Origin of the sequence: Kitasatospora sp. NPDC001540, from assembly GCF_042894345.1 — a bacterium.
GTDB classification, from domain to species: Bacteria; Actinomycetota; Actinomycetes; order Streptomycetales; family Streptomycetaceae; genus Kitasatospora; species Kitasatospora phosalacinea_C.
Map to the genome: position 1 here is coordinate 75093 of NZ_JBIAVO010000012.1, position 21619 is coordinate 96711.

The 21619-nt window shown below is 73.6% G+C and carries 18 protein-coding genes; 8 read left to right on the forward strand and 10 right to left on the reverse strand.

From position 1 onward, the window contains the following. Positions 1–147 precede the first annotated feature (147 nt). Both ACFY00_RS16865 and ACFY00_RS16870 read right to left on the reverse strand, forming a co-directional pair. A complete protein-coding gene (locus ACFY00_RS16865; RefSeq protein ID WP_388032111.1) occupies positions 148–1974 on the reverse strand; it encodes a glycosyl hydrolase family 28-related protein in 1827 nt (608 codons plus the stop codon). A gap of 111 nt (positions 1975–2085) precedes the next feature. After that, on the reverse strand, positions 2086–3336 hold the full coding sequence (locus tag ACFY00_RS16870) for an amidohydrolase (RefSeq protein ID WP_388032114.1): 1251 nt from the start codon (positions 3334–3336) through the stop codon (positions 2086–2088). A gap of 399 nt (positions 3337–3735) precedes the next feature. On the opposite strand from ACFY00_RS16870, the gene ACFY00_RS16875 reads away from it, so the two are divergent. Further along, complete coding sequence (locus tag ACFY00_RS16875; RefSeq protein ID WP_388032116.1) at positions 3736–5790, forward strand: protease pro-enzyme activation domain-containing protein; 2055 nt, start codon at positions 3736–3738, stop codon at positions 5788–5790. Positions 5791–5890: 100 nt separating this feature from the next. Here the strand turns inward: ACFY00_RS16875 and ACFY00_RS16880 are convergent, their stop codons facing one another. Then, the gene (locus ACFY00_RS16880; protein WP_388032118.1) at positions 5891–7480 is read right to left on the reverse strand and encodes a methylmalonyl-CoA mutase; all 1590 of its coding nucleotides are present in this window, start codon (positions 7478–7480) and stop codon (positions 5891–5893) included. 181 nt (positions 7481–7661) lie between these two features. Here ACFY00_RS16880 and ACFY00_RS16885 point away from each other — a divergent pair, with 181 nt between their 5' ends. Then, positions 7662–8405, forward strand: coding sequence for an SDR family oxidoreductase (locus ACFY00_RS16885; protein WP_388032120.1), 744 nt, complete (start codon positions 7662–7664; stop codon positions 8403–8405). A gap of 266 nt (positions 8406–8671) precedes the next feature. Continuing rightward, positions 8672–9169, forward strand: a complete 498-nt coding sequence (locus tag ACFY00_RS16890; RefSeq protein WP_388032122.1) for a 2-oxo-4-hydroxy-4-carboxy-5-ureidoimidazoline decarboxylase — start codon at positions 8672–8674, stop codon at positions 9167–9169. 47 nt (positions 9170–9216) lie between these two features. Here the strand turns inward: ACFY00_RS16890 and ACFY00_RS16895 are convergent, their stop codons facing one another. After that, entirely contained in the window at positions 9217–9915 is a 699-nt protein-coding gene (locus ACFY00_RS16895; RefSeq protein ID WP_388032125.1) for a hypothetical protein, read from the reverse strand. 242 nt (positions 9916–10157) lie between these two features. Here ACFY00_RS16895 and sdhC point away from each other — a divergent pair, with 242 nt between their 5' ends. The 4 genes from sdhC to ACFY00_RS16915 are packed head-to-tail and all read left to right on the forward strand — an operon-like array spanning position 10158 to position 13574. Next, a complete protein-coding gene (gene sdhC, locus ACFY00_RS16900) occupies positions 10158–10538 on the forward strand; it encodes a succinate dehydrogenase, cytochrome b556 subunit (protein ID WP_388032127.1) in 381 nt (126 codons plus the stop codon). Between the two features lie 5 nt (positions 10539–10543). Beyond that, positions 10544–11032, forward strand: a complete 489-nt coding sequence (locus ACFY00_RS16905) for a succinate dehydrogenase hydrophobic membrane anchor subunit (protein WP_388032129.1) — start codon at positions 10544–10546, stop codon at positions 11030–11032. A 26-nt stretch (positions 11033–11058) separates the two neighbouring features. After that, positions 11059–12801: a succinate dehydrogenase flavoprotein subunit gene (gene sdhA, locus ACFY00_RS16910; RefSeq protein WP_388032132.1), complete on the forward strand. Its 1743-nt coding sequence runs from the start codon at positions 11059–11061 to the stop codon at positions 12799–12801. Continuing rightward, positions 12801–13574, forward strand: coding sequence for a succinate dehydrogenase iron-sulfur subunit (locus tag ACFY00_RS16915; RefSeq protein ID WP_285739934.1), 774 nt, complete (start codon positions 12801–12803; stop codon positions 13572–13574). Before sdhA ends, ACFY00_RS16915 begins: the two co-directional genes overlap by 1 nt. A gap of 62 nt (positions 13575–13636) precedes the next feature. On the opposite strand, the gene ACFY00_RS16920 is transcribed toward ACFY00_RS16915, so the two are convergent. From ACFY00_RS16920 to ACFY00_RS16930, 3 genes are all read right to left on the reverse strand, one after another. Next, positions 13637–14980: a hypothetical protein gene (locus tag ACFY00_RS16920; RefSeq protein ID WP_388032135.1), complete on the reverse strand. Its 1344-nt coding sequence runs from the start codon at positions 14978–14980 to the stop codon at positions 13637–13639. Positions 14981–15135: 155 nt separating this feature from the next. After that, positions 15136–16755, reverse strand: coding sequence for a hypothetical protein (locus ACFY00_RS16925; RefSeq protein ID WP_388032137.1), 1620 nt, complete (start codon positions 16753–16755; stop codon positions 15136–15138). Between the two features lie 120 nt (positions 16756–16875). Then, the gene (locus tag ACFY00_RS16930) at positions 16876–17151 is read right to left on the reverse strand and encodes an SCO4848 family membrane protein (RefSeq protein WP_388032139.1); all 276 of its coding nucleotides are present in this window, start codon (positions 17149–17151) and stop codon (positions 16876–16878) included. A 136-nt stretch (positions 17152–17287) separates the two neighbouring features. Between ACFY00_RS16930 and ACFY00_RS16935 the strand changes: the two genes are divergently transcribed. After that, positions 17288–18505: a D-alanyl-D-alanine carboxypeptidase family protein gene (locus ACFY00_RS16935; protein WP_388032141.1), complete on the forward strand. Its 1218-nt coding sequence runs from the start codon at positions 17288–17290 to the stop codon at positions 18503–18505. Positions 18506–18527: 22 nt separating this feature from the next. Here ACFY00_RS16935 and ACFY00_RS16940 read toward each other — a convergent pair whose 3' ends face one another. The 3 genes from ACFY00_RS16940 to ACFY00_RS16950 form a co-directional block, all read right to left on the reverse strand. Continuing rightward, a complete protein-coding gene (locus ACFY00_RS16940) occupies positions 18528–19388 on the reverse strand; it encodes a class I SAM-dependent methyltransferase (RefSeq protein WP_388032143.1) in 861 nt (286 codons plus the stop codon). Positions 19389–19477: 89 nt separating this feature from the next. Then, complete coding sequence (locus ACFY00_RS16945) at positions 19478–20422, reverse strand: YihY/virulence factor BrkB family protein (RefSeq protein WP_388032145.1); 945 nt, start codon at positions 20420–20422, stop codon at positions 19478–19480. 115 nt (positions 20423–20537) lie between these two features. Next, complete coding sequence (locus ACFY00_RS16950) at positions 20538–21536, reverse strand: glycosyltransferase family 2 protein (protein ID WP_388032148.1); 999 nt, start codon at positions 21534–21536, stop codon at positions 20538–20540. Positions 21537–21619 lie beyond the last annotated feature (83 nt).

Consider the following 21619-nt stretch of genomic DNA (forward strand, 5'->3'; position numbering starts at 1 on the left):
CGTACGCCCAGGCAAATCCGGACATAGCCGCACACACGGTCAACCCGGTGTTCATTACCGGCTGGTATCGGGCCACCACGGTACGCCTCCCCCCGGTCCCCGAGAAGGTGCCGCGCCGCTCCCGTCCGCGCGGCACCCCCGGGCCGGTCAGCTCAGGCCGACCCAGAACATCTGCACCGTGGTGTTCCGGTTCTGCGCCGGGGCGAAGGAGTCCGGCAGCGCGGTGGCGGAGCCGGCCAGGTGGGCGACCCGGTAGGTGGCGGGGGTGAGCCCGGCGTTCAGGAAGGCCCCCGGGTCGGGGAAGGTCGAACCGCGGGCGAAGGACGGCGGGGTGGCCGCGTTGGCCAGCAGTGCCACCCAGTGGAAGCCCGGGCCCAGGGTGACCGGCCCGGACAGCGGCATCCGGCACAGCCGGTTCGCCGCGCCCGCCCAGGCCGCCGACTGGTCCGCGGTGCGGGCCAGCAGCCGGCCGGTGCGGTCGTACACACCGGCCAGGTTGCCCGCGGTGAACCCGGCCCCGGGCCCGGCCAGCAGCACCGAGACCGCCGAGACGGTGACCGGCTGGTGCGTCTCCACCCGCACCAGGTAGACGTTGCCCGAGGTCAGCCGGGTGCTCTGGTCGCTCGCGACGGCCGGGTCGAAGGACCAGGTGCCGTAGCCCGAGTCGGCGGGCTGCGGGGCGTTGCCGACCGGGGTGACCGCGGGCGAGGGGACGTCGTAGGACACGCCGTCCTTGGTGGTGCGGTTGTGCATGGTGGTGCCGGTGTCCACCACCGCGCCCGCGTCGTCGCGCACGCTGGCCACCGTGCCGACCAGCACGCAGCCGGTGAGCAGCACCCGCAGCGCGCGGTCGGCGTACACCCCGTAGTCGGGGGCGAGCAGGCCGCCGGGCACGTCGTCGCCGGAGACGTGGGTGGCGCAGCCGGTCAGCGCGACCGGGAGGGCGGCGCCGCCCTCCGGGGCGGTGATCCGGAAGCCCGCGTAGCCGCCGGGGTTGGCGTTGTCGTTGCGGCCGTCGCGGCTGGCCTGGCAGCCGGTCAGGGTGACGACGTGCGGGGCGGGCGCGCGGGTGGGGTCGTTCTGGGCGCTCTCGACCAGCCAGCCGTTGCGGCGGTTGCGGTCGGTCTGGCACTCGGTGAAGCCGACCGTTCCGCACTTGCCGGTCAGGTGGAAGCCGTTGCCCTCGTTCCAGGTGGCCCGGACTCCGACGAAGCCGGTGGCGCCGATGCCGTCGAAGGACCAGGCGTCGCCGCCGTTGGCGCCGGCCTCGCAGGAGTCGAGCACCGAGTCGGCGAAGGAGAAGGCCGCCCCGCCGGTGTTCTCCGAGCGCCAGCCGCCGAGCTTGTTGGCCTCCAGGCTCAGGTGGGAGACCTCCCAGCCGCCGGGGAAGCCGTCGGCGGTGCTGTCGGTGTGCACGCCGTAGCCCTGGAAGTTGAAGATGCCGACGTTCTGCAGCCGGACGGCCTTGACCTGGCCCCTGGCGACCAGGCCGTCGACGTTCCCCCCGGTGGTGCTGGTGGCGCGGCCGGAGGCCAGCACCAGGTCGCGCAGGCGGGCGCCGTGGCCGGTCAGTTCGATCAGCGCGGAGCCGGTGAAGCCGCCCCACAGCGGCTTGATGAACACCGGCGGCACCGGGTTGCCCTGGGCGTTCTTCGGCAGGTAGCCGAACCAGCGGCTGCCGGTGGTGCCCGCCAGCGTGACGTGGGCGGGCACCGACAGCGTCCTGGTGACCACGTACTGCCCGGCCGGGAAGTACACCACCCCGCCGGGCGGGCAGGCCGCGACGGCGTCGGTGATCGCCTGCCAGTCGTCGGTGGCGGCGTCGCCCTTCGCCCCGTGCGCCTTGACGCTGATCCAGTCGACCGGCGGCGCGGCCGGGGCGTCGGCGGCGTCCGCGGCCGGGGCGGCCAGTCCGGCGGCGGTGGCTCCGGCCGCTCCGGCGGCGAACAGGAGTCCGCGGCGGGTGCTGCGCATGGTTCGGTCCCTCCCCTGGGTGATCGTTGCGCCGACGATTCGACCACGCAGCGGCCCTCCGGGGGGAGGGACTCCGGCATTCGTCCCGGTTCGGACCGGTCCGCACCGGGCTCAGGTCCGGGCGTGCTCCAGGGCGAGCGAGGCGAACAGCTCCACGCCGACGGCGATCGACCGCTCGTCGGCGTCGAAGTCGCCCTGGTGGAGGTCGCGCGCGTCCTTCTCGTGCGGGCCGCGCACGCCGAGCCGGGCCAGCGCGCCGGGGGCGTGCTCCAGGTACCAGGAGAAGTCCTCGCCGCCGAGGCTCTGCTCGGTCGGCTCGACCACCGGGCCGCGCCCCTCGGCGAACCGGGCGTTCATCGCGGTCTCCAACTGCTCGATCGAGGAGGCCTCGTTGACCACCGGCGGGACGCCCCGGTGGTAGTCCAGCGTCCACTTGGCGCGGTACGTCTCGGCGAGGTGCGCGACCAGCTCCTCCAGCACCTCGGGCGCCTCCCGCCAGCCCGCCAGCTCCAGGCAGCGGACGGTGCCCTCCAGCTCGGCGTGCAGCGGGATCACGTTCGGCGCGGACCCGGCCGCGATCCGCCCCCACACCAGCGAGACGCCCCAGCGCGGGTCCATCCGGCGGGAGAACGCGGCGGGCAGTTCGGCGGCCAGCTTGGCGATCGCGTTCACCAGGTCGGTGGTCAGGTGCGGGCGGGCGGTGTGCCCGCCCGGGCCGTCCAGCGCGATCCGCACCTTGTCGCAGGCCGAGGTGATCGCCCCGGTCTTCAGCGCGATCCGGCCGACCGGCACCTTGGGGTCGCAGTGCACGGCGAAGATCCGGCCGACGCCCTCCATGCCGCCCGCCGCGATCACGTCCAGCGCGCCGCCGGGCATCATCTCCTCGGCGGGCTGGAAGATCAGCCGCACCGGGCGGGCCAGCTCGCCCGCGGCCAGCGCCTGGGCCAGCACCAGTCCGGTGCCGAGCACCACCGCCGTGTGCACGTCGTGCCCGCAGGCGTGCGCCCGGCCGGGGAGCGTGGAGCGGTACGGCACGTCCTGCTTGGCGTCGTCGATCGGCAGCGCGTCGATGTCGGCGCGGAAGGCCAGCAGCGGGGTGCCGGGCGCGGTGCCCGGCGGAACGAGGTCCACCAGCAGCCCGGTGCCGCCCGGCAGCACCCGGGGCTCCAGCCCGGCGGCGACCAGCCGCTCGCGCAGCAGGCGGGTGGTGCGGAACTCCTGGCGACCGAGCTCGGGGTGCCGGTGGAGGTCACGGCGCAGCTCGATCAACTCGGCCTGGTACGACGCCACCCGGGCGCGCAGGTCGGCGACGGGGCGGGCGGCGGTGACGGTGGCGGCGGCTGCCGACTGGGGATCGTTCACCTTGACAAGGGTAGGCCGGTGGTGGGGTTTTGGCCCGCCTTCCGGAGAAGTCCGCACCGGATGGGTGCATAGCGGCCGCTGAGATGGGTATGCCATTTCGTTTCGCCCCGCCCTTCCGGCTCCGGGTTCCGCGCTGTGCAACGACCTGCACCGGGGATCGGACACGGCGGTTGCTCCGTGCGGGCCCCGGAGCGCGGCGGCCAAACGTTTCCCCCCGATCGGGTCATGCCGGGGTAAAGCTTTCGGGCCTGCTCTTGAGTGGCGTACATCAGTCCGAATAGACAGCTTTCGCACAGTCAACTTCCGAGCCGCGGTGGGGGGTCTTCCGCCCGCGGCGCGCCCCGTCACGCCCTCACGAGGGGCAGCTGACGCTCCATCGAACGAGAAGGGGGGACCGACGTGCCCATCGCGCGCAACAAGCTCGCCAAGAGCATCGCTCCGGCCACCGTCGCCGCCGCACTCATCCTCACCACCCTCGGCGCGGCCGTCCCGGCCTCCGCCGCCACCCCGGCGGGCGACAGCGCCCGGACCCTGCCCGGCACCCACCCCGAGTGGGCCACCCCGCAGGCCGACGCCGGCACCGCCGACGCCGCCGCCCCGGCCACCGCCCGGATCTACCTGGCCGGCCGCGACGCCAGCGGCCTGGCCGCGCTCGCCAAGGCGGTCTCCGACCCGAACTCCTCCTCCTACGGCCAGTACCTCGGCGCCGACCAGGTCCGGGCGAAGTTCGGCGCCACCCCCGAGCAGGTCAAGGCCGTCACCGACTGGGTGACCGGCGCGGGCCTGAGCGTCTCGGCCTCCACCGCCCACTACGTGCAGGTCTCCGGCTCCACCGCCGCGATGGCCAAGGCCTTCGGCACCGGTTTCCACAACTACCGCACCGCCGACGGCACCCACCGCGCCCCGGCCTCCGACGCGAAGGTCCCCGCCGCGGTGGCCGACTCGGTGCTCGCCGTCTCCGGCCTGGCCGACGCGATCCACAAGAACAGCTCGGACGCCACCTCGGTCCGCGCCGCCGAGGAGCGCGCGGCCGCCGCCTCCCGGCTCGCCGCCCCCGACAAGAAGGCCCCGGCCACCCTGCCGGAGGTGCCGACCTGCTCCGAGGACGGCTACGGCTCCAAGACCGCCGAGGGCGCCCCGGTCGGCTACGAGAAGAACGAGCCCTTCGCCCCCTGCTCGTACGTCCCGGCCCAGCTGCGCAAGGCGTACGGCGTCAGCGACGCCAAGGTCACCGGCAAGGGCGCCCGGGTCGCGATCATCGACGCCTACGGCCTGTCCAGCATGGAGCAGGACGCGAACCACTTCTCCACCCTGCACGGCGACCAGCCGTTCGCACCGGGCCAGTACACCGAGTACGTCACCCCGGACAAGTGGACCCACCAGGACGAGTGCGGCGGCCCCGCCGGCTGGGCGGGCGAGGAGGCCCTCGACGTCGAGATGGTGCACGGCCTCGCGCCCGACGCGCAGGTCGTCTACGTCGGCGGCAACTCCTGCTACGACGAGGACCTGTACGACGCGATGGCCAAGGTCGTCGACGAGCACCTGGCCGACGTGGTCTCCAACTCCTGGGGCGAGATCATGCACGGCACCGGCGGCGACATCGACCCGGCCGTGGTCGCGGCCGACAACCAGGTGTTCCAGCTCGGCGCGGTGACCGGCATCGGCTTCACCTTCTCCTCCGGCGACTGCGGCGACAGCTCCCCCGGCGCGGCCGCCACCGGCGTCAACTGCCAGGCCGACACCAACCAGGCCCAGGCCGACTGGCCGTCCGCCTCCCCGTGGGTCACCTCGGTCGGCGGCACCGCCCTGCAGCTCGGCGACAAGTCCGGCAAGTACGGCAGCGAGGTCTCGATGGGCGACCTGCGCTCGGTGCTCTCCGCCGACCAGAAGTCCTGGAGCCCGTTCCCCGGCAAGTTCTACTTCGGCGGCGGCGGCGGTGTCTCCAAGGACTTCGCCCAGCCCTGGTACCAGCAGGGCGTCGTCTCCGACGACATCGCGAAGACCGCGGCCGACGGCACCAAGTCCGCGACCCCGCTGCGCGCCACCCCCGACATCGCGATGAGCGGTGACCTGGTCGCCGCCACCCTGGTCGGCTACACCGACGGCGGCACCTACAGCGAGGGCGGCTACGGCGGCACCTCGGTCTCCGCCCCGGAGACCGCCGCGATGTTCGCCAACGCCATCCAGTCCCGCGGCGGCCGCGCCCTCGGCTTCGCCAACCCGGCCCTCTACGACCGCGCCGGCACCAGCGCCTTCCACGACGTCAACGACGACGCCAACCACAGCAAGCGCGGCAACGTCGTCGACCTCGGCGTCGTGAGCGGCTCGCTCCGCGTGCGCCTCTACAAGATCGGCGCCGACTACGGCCTCTCCGCGAACCGCGGCTACGACACGGCCACCGGCCTGGGCTCCCCGGGCAAGAACTTCTTCAAGTCCTTCACCATCAAGAAGTAGTCACCACCGCGCAACGGAGGGGCTGCCGGGAAAACCTCCCGGCAGCCCCTCCGCCGTTCTCACCTTCTCCCCCGCCCCGCGCCCCCGCGGCGCGTCGCGCTCAGAAGCGGTCGACCGGCACGTACGTCCCCCACACCCCGCGGAGCGCGTCGCAGACCTCGCCGACCGTGGCCCGGGCCGCCAGGGCCTCCTTCATCGGGTAGAGCACGTTGTCGGTGCCCTCCGCCGCCTTGCGCAGCTGCGACAGCGCCCGGTCGACCGCCGAGGTGTCGCGGTCGGCGCGCAGCCGGGCCAGCCGCTCGGCCTGCTGGGCCTCGATCGCCGGGTCGACCCGCAGCGGCTCGTAGGGCTCCTCCTCGGCGAGCTGGAAGCGGTTGACGCCGACCACGGTGCGCTCCCCGGAGTCCTGCTCCTGCTGGATGCGGTACGCGGTGCGCTCGATCTCGCCCTTCTGGTAGCCCTGTTCGATGGCGGCGACGGCGCCGCCCATGTCCTCGACCTTGGCCATCAACTCCAGCGCGGCGGCCTCCAGTTCGTCCGTCATCGCCTCGACCACGTACGAGCCCGCGAACGGGTCGACGGTGGCGGTGACGTCGGTCTCGAAGGCGAGCACCTGCTGGGTGCGCAGCGCGAGCCGGGCGGACTTCTCGGTCGGCAGGGCGATCGCCTCGTCGAAGGAGTTGGTGTGCAGCGACTGCGTGCCGCCGAACACCGCGGCGAGCGCCTGCACCGAGACGCGCACCAGGTTGACCTCGGGCTGCTGGGCGGTGAGCTGGACGCCCGCGGTCTGGGTGTGGAAGCGCAGCATCTGCGACTTGGGGTTCCTCGCGCCGAACTCCTCCTTCATGACGCGGGCCCAGATCCGGCGCGCGGCACGGAACTTGGCGACCTCCTCCAGCAGCGTGGTGCGGGAGACGAAGAAGAAGGAGAGCCGGGGCGCGAAGTCGTCGACGTCCATCCCGGCGGCGACCGCGGTGCGGACGTACTCGATGCCGTTGGCGAGGGTGAAGGCGATCTCCTGCGCGGGGTTCGCCCCGGCCTCGGCCATGTGGTAGCCGGAGATGGAGATGGTGTTCCACTTGGGGATCTCGGCCCGGCAGTACTGGAACACGTCGGCGATCAGCCGCAGGCTGGGCTTGGGCGGGAAGATGTACGTGCCGCGGGCGATGTACTCCTTGAGCACGTCGTTCTGGATGGTGCCGGTGAGCCGGTTCGACGGCACGCCCTGGGCCTCGCCGACCAGCTGGTAGAGCAGCAGCAGCAGCGAGCCGGGCGCGTTGATGGTCATCGAGGTGGAGACCTCGCCGAGCGGGATGCCGCCGAACAGGACGTTCATGTCCTCGACGCTGTCGACCGCGACGCCGACCTTGCCGACCTCGCCGTGCGAGATCGCGGCGTCCGAGTCGTAGCCCATCTGGGTCGGCAGGTCGAAGGCCACCGACAGGCCCATGGTGCCGTTGGCGATCAGCTGCTTGTAGCGGGCGTTGGACTCGGCGGCGGTGCCGAAGCCCGCGTACTGGCGCATCGTCCACGGCTTGCCGGTGTACATGGTCGGGTAGACGCCGCGGGTGAACGGGTACTGCCCGGGCGCGCCGAGGCGGGTCGCGGCGTCGAAGTCGGCCAGGGTCTCGGGGCCGTACACCGGCTCGATCGGCAGACCCGACTCGGTGCGGCGGGGCTCGGCTGCCATGGGTGTCCTCCGCGGGGAACGGTACGTGGGTTAGCGCTGATTAACGGGTCAGCTGGATACGCAATGTAGTCGCGCCCCCCGGGAGCAGACAGATGCCACGGCTGGGAGCTTGCTCACAACACCCGCGCCCCACCCCTTGGGATGATCGGTGCACCGACCGGACACACGAGGAGTGCACGACATGACCGAACAGAAGGTGGCCGTGGTCACCGGCGCCAGCAGCGGCATCGGGGCGGCGACCGCCCGCCGCCTGGCCGCGGACGGCTTCGAGGTGGTGCTGACCGCCCGCCGCACCGAGCGGATCGAGGCGCTGGCGAAGGAGATCGGCGGTCGCGCCCACACCCTGGACGTCACCGACCGGGCCGCGGTGGACGCCTTCGCGGCCGAGGTGGGCCGGGTCGACGTCCTGGTCAACAACGCGGGCGGCGCGCTGGGCGCGGACAGCGTGGAGAACGGCGACCCGGCGGACTGGCGCACCATGTACGAGGTCAACGTGATCGGTGTGCTGCACCTCACCCAGGCGCTGCTGCCCGCGCTGCGCGCCACCGGCGACGGCACCGTGCTGATCATGTCCTCGACGGCGGCGCTGGCCGCGTACGAGGGCGGCGGCGGGTACGTGGCGGCCAAGCACGCCGTCCACTCGGTGGCGCAGACCCTGCGCCTCGAACTCGTGGGCGAGCCGGTCCGGGTGATCGAGATCGCGCCCGGCATGGTGAAGTCCGAGGGCTTCGCGCTGACCCGCTTCCGCGGCGACCGGGAGAAGGCGGAGGCGGTGTACGCGGGCGTCGCCGAGCCGCTCACCTCGGAGGACGTCGCCGACACCGTCTCCTGGGCGGTGACCCGGCCGCCCCACGTGAACATCGACCTGCTGGTGGTGCGGCCCCGCGCCCAGGCCGCCAACCACAAGGTGCACCGGGTCAGTTGATCCGCTCCGCGTGAACGGAGAGGGCGGCGGGTCACAACTTGATAGCTCGATCGAGTGAAATCGGCCCGCCGCCTCCCCAACTGATGAGTGCTCAACTACCGTGGAGGCGCTGCCCCGCCGAGCTGTGTCAGCCCCGAGCGGCAGCATTGCCGCACCCGCGGCGCCCTTGTCGCACCAGGTTCACCCCCCGTCTCTGGAGCATTCCCCCTTCCCGCCCTCACGAGGAGGATCCGCTGGCCAGCGACATCCCGCCGCAGCGCCTGGACGTGCGGACGGAGCCGTCCCTGCTGGGACTTCACCGATTCAACGAAGCCGACTCCGGTGCGGTGGAGGAGGCGCTGCTCGCCTGCTGCGGCAGCCACCGCTGGGCCCTCCGCCTCACCGCCCACCGCCCGTACCCCGACATCGAGTCCCTGCTCGCCGCGGCCAGCGAGGCCAGCTACGACCTGCGCCCGGCGGACCTCGCGGAGGCCCTCGCCGACGAGAGCTGGATGCCCCAGCCCCTGCTCGGCATGCGCGCCCCCGGCAGCCAGGCCGCGCGCACCGCGCTGCGCGCCGCCCACGCCGCCTACGAGGCCCGCTTCGGGCACGTCTTCGTGGTCTGCCTCGACGGGGTCGACCCGGAGGAGATGCTCGACACCGTGCTGACCTCCATCCGCACCCGGCTGGCCAACGACCCGGACGAGGAACGCCTCGTCTCCGCCGAGGAGTTGCGGCGGATCGCGCTCAGCCGCCTGGAGCACCTGGTGGCCGTCAGGAGCTGAACCCGCCCCCGTCGAAGGCCTCGAAGGCCCGGTGGAGCCCCACGGCCCTACCGGGCCTTCAGCTTCGCCAGTTGCGCCCGCACCACGCCCCGGTCCGGCTCCGGGGCCGGACGGCCGGTCGCGTCGAGGGTGGTGAAGACCGCGAGGACGTCGCCGCTGCGGGCGACCAGGGCGCGCTGGGCGATGGTGGTGCCGCCGGTTTCATCCGTGAGGGTGAACGCGGTCGCGGCGTCGGCTCCTTCGGGGGTGGGCGTGTCGACCCGGGCGAGCCGGTGGCGGCCCGCGGTGGAGCCGAACGCCCGGCAGTGGTCCAGGACCCGGTCGAGCCCGGTGTGGACGGCGGCGGCCCGGCCGGGCCGGAAGGCCAGGATCGCGGTGTAGAGGGAGGCCGGACCGTCCCCGGCGCGGGCGATGTCGAGGTCGGCCTCGGCGAGCGGCCCGGCGGCGCCCTTGGAGGGGGTGAGCGCGTCCAGGACGGGCTGGCAGGCCGGGACGTCGGCGGTCTCCGGGGGGCTGGAGATGTCGTGCTGGCCGGGCTGCATCAGCGTGACGTGCCAGCCGGGGGCGAGTTCGGCGTCGGTGACGGCGAGGGCGCGCACCGCGGCGGCGTCGTACTCGGGGGTCGCGCCGGTGCCGAACCCGGGCGGCGCGGCGGCGGTGTCCGCCGAGGGGGCGGGCGGGGCGGTCGCGCAGCCGGCCGCGAGGGCCAGGGCGGCGAGGGCGGCGAGGGCGGGCAGGGGTCGCACGGCGGGCCTCTCTGCGGGGCGGCGGGAGCGGGAGGCGCACCTTAGCGCGGTCGAGTGGTCACCCTGCGTCACAGTTCCCGCCCCGATTAGGCCGTGCGTGCCTGATTGATCACACCAGGGGCCCCCGGGGCCGGTTGTCGATGGCGCGTCGATAGGATGCTGGCGGCCGGTGGACCGTATCCGGCCGGGCCGACCGACACCGACGCCGGCCGAGCCCCCGAACCGCTTCCGGAGGGTTTTCCGTGCCGGCTGGAACGCTGTACCGCGGCCGGGAAGGCATGTGGAGCTGGGTGGCTCACCGAGTCACCGGCGTCCTGATCTTCTTCTTCCTGTTCGCACATGTCCTCGACACCGCACTGGTGCGGGTGTCGCCCGAGGCGTACGACTCGGTGATCGCCACGTACAAGATCCCGCTGGTGAACCTGATGGAGTACGGCCTGGTGGCCGCCATCCTGTTCCACGCCCTGAACGGCCTGCGGGTCGTGGCGGTCGACTTCTGGGCCAAGGGCCCGAGGTACCAGAAGCAGATGCTGTGGACCGTCGTGGGCATCTGGGTCGTCCTGATGGCCGGCTCGTTCTACCCCGTCCTTGAGCACACCCTTCGCACCTGGTTCGGGGGCTGATCGCGATGTCCACTGACACCAACGACCTGGTGGTCACCTCGGTCCACGCCCACACCGGCAAGGGCCTGGGCACCGGCAACCCCGCCGACGCCTTCGTGGTGGAGCCCGCCCGGACGCGCACCAGGAAGACCCCGCGCCGCACCCGCACCAACTTCGAGATGCTCGCCTGGCTGTTCATGCGCCTGTCGGGTGTCGTCCTGGTGGTGCTGGTCCTCGGCCACCTGCTGATCAACCTGATGCTGGACGGCGGCGTCTCGCGGGTCAGCTTCGCCTTCGTGGCGGGCCGCTGGGCCTCCCCGTTCTGGCAGGGCTGGGACCTGCTGATGCTGTGGCTGGCGATGCTGCACGGCGCCAACGGCATGCGCACCGTCATCAACGACTACGCGGAGAAGGACGCCACTCGTCTGTGGCTGAAGGGTCTCCTGGGCGTCGCGACCGTCTTCACGGTCCTCCTCGGCACCCTGGTGATCTTCACCTTCGACCCGAACATCTGACGAGCCACCAGAGGCGACTGACCCCCATGCAGATTCACCAGTACGACACCGTCATCGTCGGAGCCGGCGGCGCCGGCATGCGTGCGGCCATCGAGTCGACGCAGCGCAGCCGCACCGCGGTCCTGACCAAGCTCTACCCGACCCGGTCCCACACCGGCGCGGCGCAGGGCGGCATGTGCGCCGCGCTCGCCAACGTCGAGGAGGACAACTGGGAGTGGCACACCTTCGACACGGTCAAGGGCGGTGACTACCTGGTCGACCAGGACGCCGCCGAGATCATGTGCAAGGAGGCCATCGACGCCGTCCTCGACCTGGAGAAGATGGGCCTCCCCTTCTCCCGCACCGACCAGGGCCGGATCGACCAGCGCCGCTTCGGCGGCCACTCCCGCAACCACGGCGAGGCCCCGGTCCGCCGGTCCTGCTACGCCGCGGACCGCACCGGCCACATGATCCTGCAGACGCTGTTCCAGAACTGCGTCAAGCACGGCGTCGAGTTCTTCAACGAGTTCTACGTCCTCGACCTGCTGATCAACGAGGGCCGCACCGCGGGCGTGGTGGCCTACGAGCTCGCCACCGGCGAGATCCACGTCTTCCAGGCCAAGGCCGTGGTGTTCGCCTCCGGCGGCACCGGCAAGATGTTCAAGGTCACCTCGAACGCGCACACCCTGACCGGCGACGGCCAGGCCGTGGCACTGCGCCGGGGCCTGCCGCTGGAGGACATGGAGTTCTTCCAGTTCCACCCGACGGGCATCTGGCGGATGGGCATCCTGCTCACCGAGGGCGCCCGCGGCGAGGGCGGCATCCTGCGCAACAAGGACGGCGAGCGCTTCATGGAGCGCTACGCCCCCGTCATGAAGGACCTCGCGTCCCGTGACGTGTGCTCCCGGGCGATCTACTCGGAGATCCGGGCCGGCCGCGGCTGCGGCCCCGACGGCGACCACGTCTACCTGGACCTGACCCACCTGCCGCCGGAGCAGCTGGACGCCAAGCTGCCGGACATCACCGAGTTCGCGCGCACCTACCTCGGCATCGAGCCCTACACGGACCCGATCCCGATCCAGCCCACCGCGCACTACGCGATGGGCGGCATCCCGACCAACGTCGAGGGTGAGGTCCTGAGGAACAACACCGACGTCGTCCCGGGCCTGTACGCCGCGGGCGAGGTCGCGTGCGTGTCGGTGCACGGCGCCAACCGCCTGGGCACCAACTCGCTGCTGGACATCAACGTGTTCGGCCGCCGGGCGGGCATCGCCGCCGCCGAGTACGCCGAGAAGCACGACTTCGTGCCGCTCCCGGAGAACCCGGGCGCGCTGGTCGAGGCGCTGGTGGAGGGCCTGCGGGAGTCCACCGGCACCGAGTCGGTCGCCAAGATCCGCCAGGAGCTGCAGGAGTCGATGGACACCAACGTGTCCGTCTACCGCACCGGCAAGACCCTGCAGCAGGCGCTCGAGGACGTGTCGGCGCTCAAGGAGCGCTTCAAGAACGTCTCGATCGCGGACAAGGGCGCGCGCTACAACACCGACCTGCTGGAGGCCGTCGAGCTGGGCAACCTGCTCGACCTGGCCGAGGTCCTGGTCGTCTCCGCGCTGGCCCGCGAGGAGTCCCGCGGCGGTCACTACCGCGAGGACTTCCCGACCCGCGACGACGTGAAGTTCATGCAGCACACCATGGCGTACCGCGAGGTGGCCGAGGACGGCACCACCTCCATCCGCCTCGACTACAAGCCGGTCGTGCAGACCCGCTACCAGCCGATGGAGCGTAAGTACTGATGTCCACTCCGACCGTCGAGACGCACTCCGCCGCGCTGGACGCGGCCGAGTCGGGCAGCGTCCAGCTGATCAACGTCACCTTCCGGATCCGCCGGTTCAACCCGGAGGAGCACCCGGAGCCGGTGTGGGTGGACTACCAGCTCCTGATGGACCCGAAGGAGCGCGTCCTGGACGCGCTCAACAAGATCAAGTGGGAGCAGGACGGCACCCTGACGTACCGCCGCTCCTGCGCGCACGGCATCTGCGGTTCGGACGCCATGCGGATCAACGGGCGCAACCGGCTGGCGTGCAAGACCCTGATCAAGGACGTCAACCCGGAGAAGCCGATCACGATCGAGGCCATCAAGGGCCTGGCGGTCCTCAAGGACCTGATCGTGGACATGGACCCGTTCTTCCAGGCGTACAAGGACGTCATGCCGTTCCTGATCACCTCGGGGAACGAGCCGACCCGCGAGCGCCTGCAGACGCAGGCCGACCGCGAGCGCTTCGACGACACCACCAAGTGCATCCTGTGCGCCGCGTGCACCTCCTCGTGCCCGGTGTTCTGGAACGACGGCCAGTACTTCGGCCCGGCGGCGATCGTCAACGCGCACCGCTTCATCTTCGACTCGCGCGACGAGGGCGGCGAGCAGCGCCTGGAGATCCTCAACGACCGTGAGGGCGTGTGGCGTTGCCGCACCACCTTCAACTGCTCGGAGGCCTGCCCGCGCGGCATCGAGGTCACCAAGGCGATCCAGGAGGTGAAGCGCGCGCTCGTCACGCGTCGCTTCTAGTCCTTCCGTCCGAGGGGCCCGTCCGGAGTTCCGGGCGGGCCCCTCGGCGTTGCCGGGCGCGGTCAGGCGGGGCGGCGGGTGCGGACGGTGGCGAGGGTGAGCAGCAGCGGGCCGAGGAACAGGGCGGCGGCCATGGTGCGGTAGTCCTGGTCGGCGGCGGAGGCGGTGAGCGCGAGCTGGGTGCCGAGGACGGCCGCGCCCGCCACCGGGACGAGGGCGGGCAGCCGGTGCCGCCAGGCGTACAGGACGACGGCGGCCAGGCCCAGGTAGGCCCACAGGGCGCCGCGCCACAGCAGCCAGTCGAGCTGCGGGGCGCGCAGCAGGGTGCGGCTCCAGCTCGCGGCGGCGTGCAGGGGGTGCCACAGGCCGCGGGAGCCGGCCGCCGGGCCGGGCACCTCGGTGGCGGCGTGCGGGCCGCTGCTGCCCGCCCAGACGCCCCAGGCGAGCCGCCCCCGGCAGAGCCGGGCGTCCAGCACCCGGTCGGGGTGGTCGCGCAGCAAACGGCGCCAGGCGGCGGTGAGTTCGCCCTCCGCGCGGCGGGCCGCGGCGGCGTCCCACGGCCCGGTGAGGGCGGCGCTCGCGGAGCAGTCGGCGCCCGCCGCCTCCCAGGCCGCGGGCGGGGCGACGGCGGTCAGGGCGGGGCCGAGCGGGGTGGGGGCGCGGTGCTGGGCCAGGGCCAGGTCGGCGGCCCGCAGGGTGTGCAGGTCGCCGCCGCGGTCGGCGGGGTGGCCGAGCAGGCCGAGCGCGACCGGCACCGCGAGCGCGAACGCGGCCAGCAGCACCAGGCGCACCCGCGCCCCGGGCAGGGCCGGCAGCAGCACCGCGACCGCGACCAGCGCCGTCCCGGCGCCCCGGGTGCCGGTCAGCCCGAGGGCGCAGACGGCCGAGAACAGCACGGCCAGATCCAGCCGTTGGACGGGCCCGCCGAGGTGCAGGCCGCCCTCGGCCCGCCGGACCAGCAGCCGCAGCCCCGCCCCGGTGAGCAGCAGCGCGGCGACGGTGGCGACCGCTCCGGGCGTGGCCGAGACCACCAGGGTCGCGGTCGGCGGGAGCGCGGCCAGCGCGAGGGCGACCGGCCCGCTGTGGCGTCCGCGCACCCCGAACCGGGCGAGCGCGGCCACCAGGTACCCGAGCGCGAAGGCCGCCGCCGCGGTCTGCAGCAGCGTCGCGGGCCCGGCGTGCACGGCCCGGACGGCCGCCGCGTACAGCGGTGCCGACCCGTCGGGCGCCGTCCCGGTGTACGCCGGGTACGTCGCCGCCCACCACAGCAGCAGCACCGCCCAGCAGGCCGCCGCCACCGCGAACGGCAGCCGCAGCCGGGACTTGGCCCGCCGGTGCCGCCGTGCCCGCTCCTGGCGCCGCGCCCACTCCGGGCGCACCTCGTCGAGGGTGGTACTGGTGCTCACGCCGAAGCCCTCCCCCACAGTTGGTGCCGGGCAGGCTAGCAGCGGGATTCGGCCATTTGAAGAGGGCATGCATATGCGCCTGTCAGTGGCCGGGCCCGACGGTGGGCCCCCGTCCGGGGCCCGGGGCGGTGGAACGCCCCGGGCCCCGGTGGCGGTCAGGCGAGCGGGCCGCGGTCCTTCGGGGCGGCGGCGCCGTGGTAGGCGAGCAGGTGCCGGTCGGCGGTGACGGCGTACAGGTCGGGCTGCCCGTCGCCGTCGAGGTCGCCGGAGCTGCCGAGGGTCGGGTAGTCGGCGACCGGGAAGGTGCCGAGGACGGTGCCCGCGGCCGGGTCGGCGAGGCCGGAGAAGTCGTAGCCGCCGGCGGCGAGCTTCGGCACGGCGTGCGCGCGCAGCAGGCCGGTGGACTGCTCGCGGGACCACAGGGCGAGGTTGCCGGCGGCGTCGGGGCCGGGGGCGATCAGGTCGTAGCCGTTCCAGGCGCCGCTGGTGGTCAGGCGGGTGGCGGGCCTGCCGAACCGGGAGGGGTCGCGCTGCAGCCACAGGTCGCCCTGCTCGACGTCCAGCAGGTTGAGGCCGTAGGGCCGGGCCTGGTCGATCGAGCCGAACGCGACCAGCTGCCGGACGTCCCGGTAGGTGTCGCTGCTCCCGTCCGGGCAGTCGGTCGGGAGGTTGGCGAGGTCGCTGCAGGAACTGGCGTGCTCGACCAGGGCGGGGCTGCGCGTGCCGATCGGGAACGCGCCCTGGTTGGCGTACATGTAGAGGTAGCCGTTGTTGCCGGGGGCGGCGCCGCGGACGAAGACCGTGTCGGCCGGTGCGCTGTTGCCCCAGCCCCGGTGGACCACCTGCAGACCGCTCCAGCCGCCGTCGAGCGGGGCGCGCTCGGCGGGGACGACGGTGGTGGGGGTGGTGCCCGCGGCGTCGCCGCTGATCACCAGCAGGTTGCCCCGGGAGTCCGGCAGCAGGATGTCGGGGACGCCGTCGTTGTCCACGTCGCCGAGGGCCTTGGGCGGGTTGGGGTTGGACGGTGCGAAGAAGCCGTAGCGAACCGGATAGGTGGCGTTGCCCGCGTGGTCGACGGCCTGCACCTGGAGGTCGTGGGTGCCCCACCCGGCGGGCTTGAGGGTCACGGTGGCGGTGCCGTCGGCGTTCGGCAGGACCACGTCGGGGTCGGCCGGGTCGCAGCCGCCGACGCCCGCCGTGCCGTCCAGCGCGTAGCGGAAGCAGGCCAGGCCGGAGCCGGTGTCGGAGGCGGAGAAGGTGAACGTGCCGGGCTGCCCGGCGTACTTGCCGCCGCCGCTGTCGGGGAAGTCGTCCGAGTGGACGGTGGGCGCGGCGGGCCGAGTGGTGTCGACACCGAAGCGGCAGGTCCCGGTGGGCTCACCGGAGCCCGGCCGGTACTGCGGCCAGACCTGCCAGGTGTAGCCGGCGCCGTCGGGGAGACCGGCGGCGGAGGTCCGGACGGCGCCGAGGTCGGCGTCGGCGGTGGTGTCGAGGACCTTCGCGCCGGTGGCGTCCCACACCTTGAAGCGGGCGGCGGGCGCCGTGGTGCGCGCGGACAGCTCGGGGCCGGGGTAGCTGATGCCGATCCAGCCGGGCGTGCCGGTGGCGTTGCAGCCGTCGGTGCGGCCGGTGTCCAGGTAGGTGCCGGGCAGGACGGTCGGGCCGGTGACGGCCGGGCCGGGTTCGGCCTGCGCGGCGGGCGCGGCGAACAGGCCCGCGGCGAGGACGGCCGTGGCGCACGCGGCGAGCAGCCGCGGCGGGACGGAACGGGACAAGGATCCCCCAGGAAGACGGTGTGCGGGCGTACGAGATCGTCGCCCGGCGGGGAATCCTGCTCCGGAACGGGGGTGGGACGCAAACGGATTGGCCCCGCCCCGGCCGCGTCCGGGCCGCGGTTACTCGGCGCCGGTGGCGGTGGCGGTGGACGCCTGGCGGCGCAGGGCGCGCAGGCCGCGGACGCCGATCCAGCCGATGGCGAGGCCGAGCAGCAGGGAGGTGACGGCGAGCAGCAGGTGGACCCAGAAGAAGGCGGTGGGCTGGGAGTGGTCGCCGTTCACGAAGGCCTGGCCGCCGGAGTCCTTCCAGAGGTTCTTGACGAAGGTGGTCCAGATGAAGACCGACCAGACGCCGAAGGCGGTGAGGAACCAGGAGACCGGGCGGCTGAGCTTCATGGCGGGTCCTTCGCGGCAGACGGGGTGCCCGTCCAGTATGCGGGGCCCGCCGATCGGAGCAGCGGGCGGTACACGTTCGTGGTGGCGTGCGGTCGTGTCGGAGGGGGGCCGGGCCCGGGCGGGTTACTTTCCCGGAATGCTGATAATCCGCCGGATTCTCCACGGTTCGTCCGCTGCCGCCCTGCTGCTGGTGCCCGTCCTGTCCGCCGGACCCGCCGCGGCGGGGGACGCGCCGCCGCCGTCCGCGGTGGTCGGCGGGGAGCGGCTGGGCGCGGCGGGGGTGCAGGTGGCGGCGGGGGCCCCGGCGCTGCCGAAGGACCTGACCGGGAAGTCCTGGGTGGTCGCGGACGCGGGCAGCGGTCAGGTGCTGGCCTCGTTCAACGCGCACGCGCAACTCCCGCCCGCGTCGACCCTGAAGATGCTGTTCGCGGACACCGTGCTGCCCCGCTTCAACGCCTCGGACGTCCACCGGGTGACCTGGTCGGAGCTGCAGGGGATGGGGGCGGGCAGCAGCCTGGTCGGCATCAAGGAGGACCTGGACTATAAGGTCGAGGACCTGTGGCGCGGGGTGTTCCTCTCCTCCGGCAACGACGCGGTGCACGTGCTGGCGAACATGAACGGCGGCGTGGCGAAGACGGTGGCCGACATGCAGGCCCGGGCGGAGCAGTTGCAGGCCCGGGACACCCACGTGGTCAGCCCGGACGGCTACGACATGGACGGGCAGGTCACCTCGGCGTACGACCTGACCCTGTTCGCCCGGGCGGGCCTGCGCAATCCGGAGTTCCGGGCGTACTGCGCGACCCGCTCGGCGCAGTTCCCGGGCGCGGTGGACAAGAAGACCGGGCAGCGCGGCAGCTTCGGCATCGCCAACACCGACCGGCTGCTGGGCAAGTACCCGGGGCTGATCGGGGTGAAGAACGGCTACACCACCAACGCGGGCGCGACCTACACCGGCGCGGCCGAACGCGACGGGCGGACGCTGCTGGTGACGGTGATGCACCCGGCGGAGAGCCCGAAGGTGTACGACGAGGCGGCGGCGCTGCTCGACTGGGGCTTCGCCGCGGCGGGCAAGGTCGAGCCGGTGGGGGTGCTGGCCGAGGACCGCGGCGCGGAGCAGTCCTCCCCGGCGCCCGCCGCGAAGCCGGTCGCGGACGGGCCGAGCGCGGGCGCGGGCGCGGGCACGAGTGCGGGCGCGGCGCCCGGTCCGGACAGCGGGCGGGCGGCGCACGCGGCGGCCTCCGGGCCGGGCCCGGTGACCTGGTCGGCGGTGGGGCTGTGCGCGGCGGTCGCGGCGGTGGGACTGCTGCGGCTGCGGGCGCTGCGCCGCCGGGCCGCCGCCCGCGCGGAGGACTGAGCGGGCGGGGCCGGGCGGCGCGTCAGGCGGCCCTGCGTCCGTTGCGCAGGGCGCGGCGCACCGCGCGGGCGGCGAACGGCGGCAGCACGTCGAGGGCGACCCGGCGGGACAGCGAGCGCGGTCGGCGGGCCTGCGGGGGCGTCTCCGGCTCGTCCCAGGCGAGGCGGTGGCAGACCTGCCCGGCGAGGTGCTCCTCGTCGAGCCGGAAGCCCTCGGCCCGCCAGTCCCGGGCCAGCAGGTCGGCGCGGACGGCCTCCGGGTCGCCCCAGGTGCCGTAGAACTTCTCGGGGGTCATCAGCACCGGCCGCAGCCCGAGGGTGAACACGGCCTCCCAGACCGCGGCGGCCACGCCGGGGGTGTGCGGGGCGCGGTAGTCGTCGAGGGCGACGACGCCGTTCTTGGCGAGCGCGTCGCGGGCGACCAGGATGTCGCCCGCCACGTGCTCGTACAGGTGGGAGGCGTCGATGTGGACGAAGCGGCAGCTGTCGGCGGCGATCCGGCCGTCGGAGAGCACCGAGGTGGGGGCCTGGACGATCACCGGGAGCTCGGCGTGGAAGGCCCGGTAGTTGGTCTCGAAGGCGCGCCGGGTGAGGGTGTCGCGGTAGGACATGCTCATCTCGGCGGAGTTCTCGTCGTCGGGCGCGTCGAGGTCGAACAGGTCGCAGACCGTGAAGGTCTCGCCGCTCTGCAGGTGGTTGCCGAGCAGGATCGCCGAGCGGCCCAGGTAGGCGCCCATCTCCAGCAGGTCGCCGCTGGTCCCGGCGGCGGTCTGCCGGTCCAGCAGGTGGGAGAACACCTCCTGGTCGACCCGGAAGAACCACCCGGGCACGTCGTCGGGGGTGGCGGGAGCGGTGGGAGCGGCGCTGGTGTCTAGAGCGGACACACGGTCTCCTGGGTGCGGGCCGGGGCGTGCGGAACGCCGCGGGGTGCGGTCGGCGGCCGAAGCCGGACGGGGTGTGAGCGGGATCATAGTCACTCGTCCGGATGCCGGACAGTGGCTGGGGGGGATGTCTTCCCAGCGGTTTCGAGGGCCCGCTCGGCCTGCCGGACGGCGCGCGACCTGGCCTCCTCCGGGTCGGCGAGGGCCGTCCAGGCCGCGCAGTACATCAGCAGCCGGGCGACGAAGTCGATCCACAGCAGCAGCGCCACCGGCACGCCGAACGCCCCGTACAGGCTGCGGCCGGCCACCGAGCCCAGGTACGAGGAGAGCAGCAGCTTCAGCAGTTCGAAGCCGACCGCGCCGATCAGCGCGCCCTCCAGCAGGGCCCGGCGGTGCTGGCCGCGGATCCGCGGGAACGGGCCGAGCAGGTAGGCGAACAGCAGCAGGTCGGCGCAGACCGCGATCAGGAAGCCCAGCGCGGACAGCAGCCAGCGGGCCGCCCCGCCGTCCAGGCCGAGGCCGTCGGCGAGCCGGTGGGCGAGGGTGGTGGCGACCGCGGAGGCGGCCAGCGAGGCCAGGCAGACCAGGCCGAGTCCGAGCAGCACCACGCAGTCGCGGGCCTTGACCAGCACCGGGTTGCCGCCGTCGTCCGGCAGCCGCCACGCGGCGCGCACGGCGCCGCGCATGGTGTCGACCCAGCCGAGGCCGGAGACCAGCAGCAGCGCGCCGGAGACCAGCCCGACGGTGCCCGCGTTGGCGACCATGGCGTTCAGGTCGAGCGAGTCGGCGAGGCCGGGCAGCTGCTCGGTGATCTTGTCCTGGAGCTGGCGGACCCGGGCGTCGGAGAGGGTGGCCAGGGCGATCGCCAGGGCCACGGTGAGCAGCGGGAACAGCGCCAGGAACCCGAAGAAGGTGACCGCGCCGGCCAGCCGGTTGCCCTGGACGTCGTCGAACAGCAGGTACACCCGGTAGGGGCGGCTGCGCAGCAGGCGGGCGACCGGCGGGCCGACCACGGGCAGCTTGGTGAGGAAGTCCACGCCTGGCTGTATACCGCCGTCCGGGCCGCCGAGGGCGGAGCCGGGCGGTCCGGCGGCGCGTCGCCCGTCCGGACCCGGCGCCGGACGGCGGGGACCCGGCGCCGGACGGCGGGGCTCAGCGCCGGACGGCCCGGCGGGCCCGGGAGAGCACCCGCAGGCCCTGGAAGCCGAGGTAGTTGCCGTGGGCGAGCAGCTCGCCGCGCAGTCCCTCCCGGCCGGGGGCGGGCCGGTAGCCGGCGGGGCGGTACCGGGCGCAGTGCTCGGCGGCGCGGCGGAAGAACTCGCGGCGGTCCCCGGCCGGGACGCGGCCGGGCTTGGAGACCACGGTGGCGAGGTGGCCGAGCATCATCCGGTAGACGGCGGGGCGCCAGCGGTCCAGGTCGGGGCGGGCGTCGAGGAAGGCGAACACCCGGTCGTACTGGGCGAACACGTCGAAGTGCTTGCGGGAGGCGGTGGCGAGGATGTTGCCGCCCTCGCGGCGCTGCCGGTAGTGGACGCCGACCACGTCGAGCAGGGTGATCCGCCCGGCGGCGAGCAGCGCCGGGTAGGTGAACGGCGTGTCCTCGTAGTAGCCGGGCGGGAAGGACAGGCCGTGGTCGGTCAGGAAGCCGCGGCGGTACGCCTTGTTCCAGGCCACCTGCAGCAGGTCGAGCAGGTCGGGCCGTTCGTCCAGGGTGAACACCTCGGGACCGGGCCGGGCGAAGACCGGGGCGGAGGCGGAGCGGGCCACCCGGCCGTCCCAGTAGGTGCGGGCGTAGTCGAACACCAGCAGGTCGGGGTCGTCGGTGGCGCGCAGCCGGGCGTCGACCTCGGCGAGCAGGCCGGGAACGAGGGTGTCGTCGCTGTCCAGGAAGAGCAGGTACTCGCCGGTGGCGAGTTCCGCGCCCGCGTCGCGGGCCGGTCCGAGGCCGACGTTCTCGGGCAGGTGGCGGACGGTGACCCGCGGGTCGCGGGCGGCGGCCGCGTCCAGGAGGGCGCCGCAGCCGTCGGGCGAGCGGTCGTCCACCGCGATCAGCTCGAAGTCGGCGAAGGACTGTGTCAGCACCGACTCCAGGCACGCCGGGAGGTACTCCTCGACGGCGTGCACCGGCACCACCACACTGAACCGCGGCATCTCTTCACTCTCCCGACCTGACCTGGCCTGGCGCAGACTAGCAAGCCCGGAGGGGTAGGATCGCCGCCGGTGACCGTCCGCTT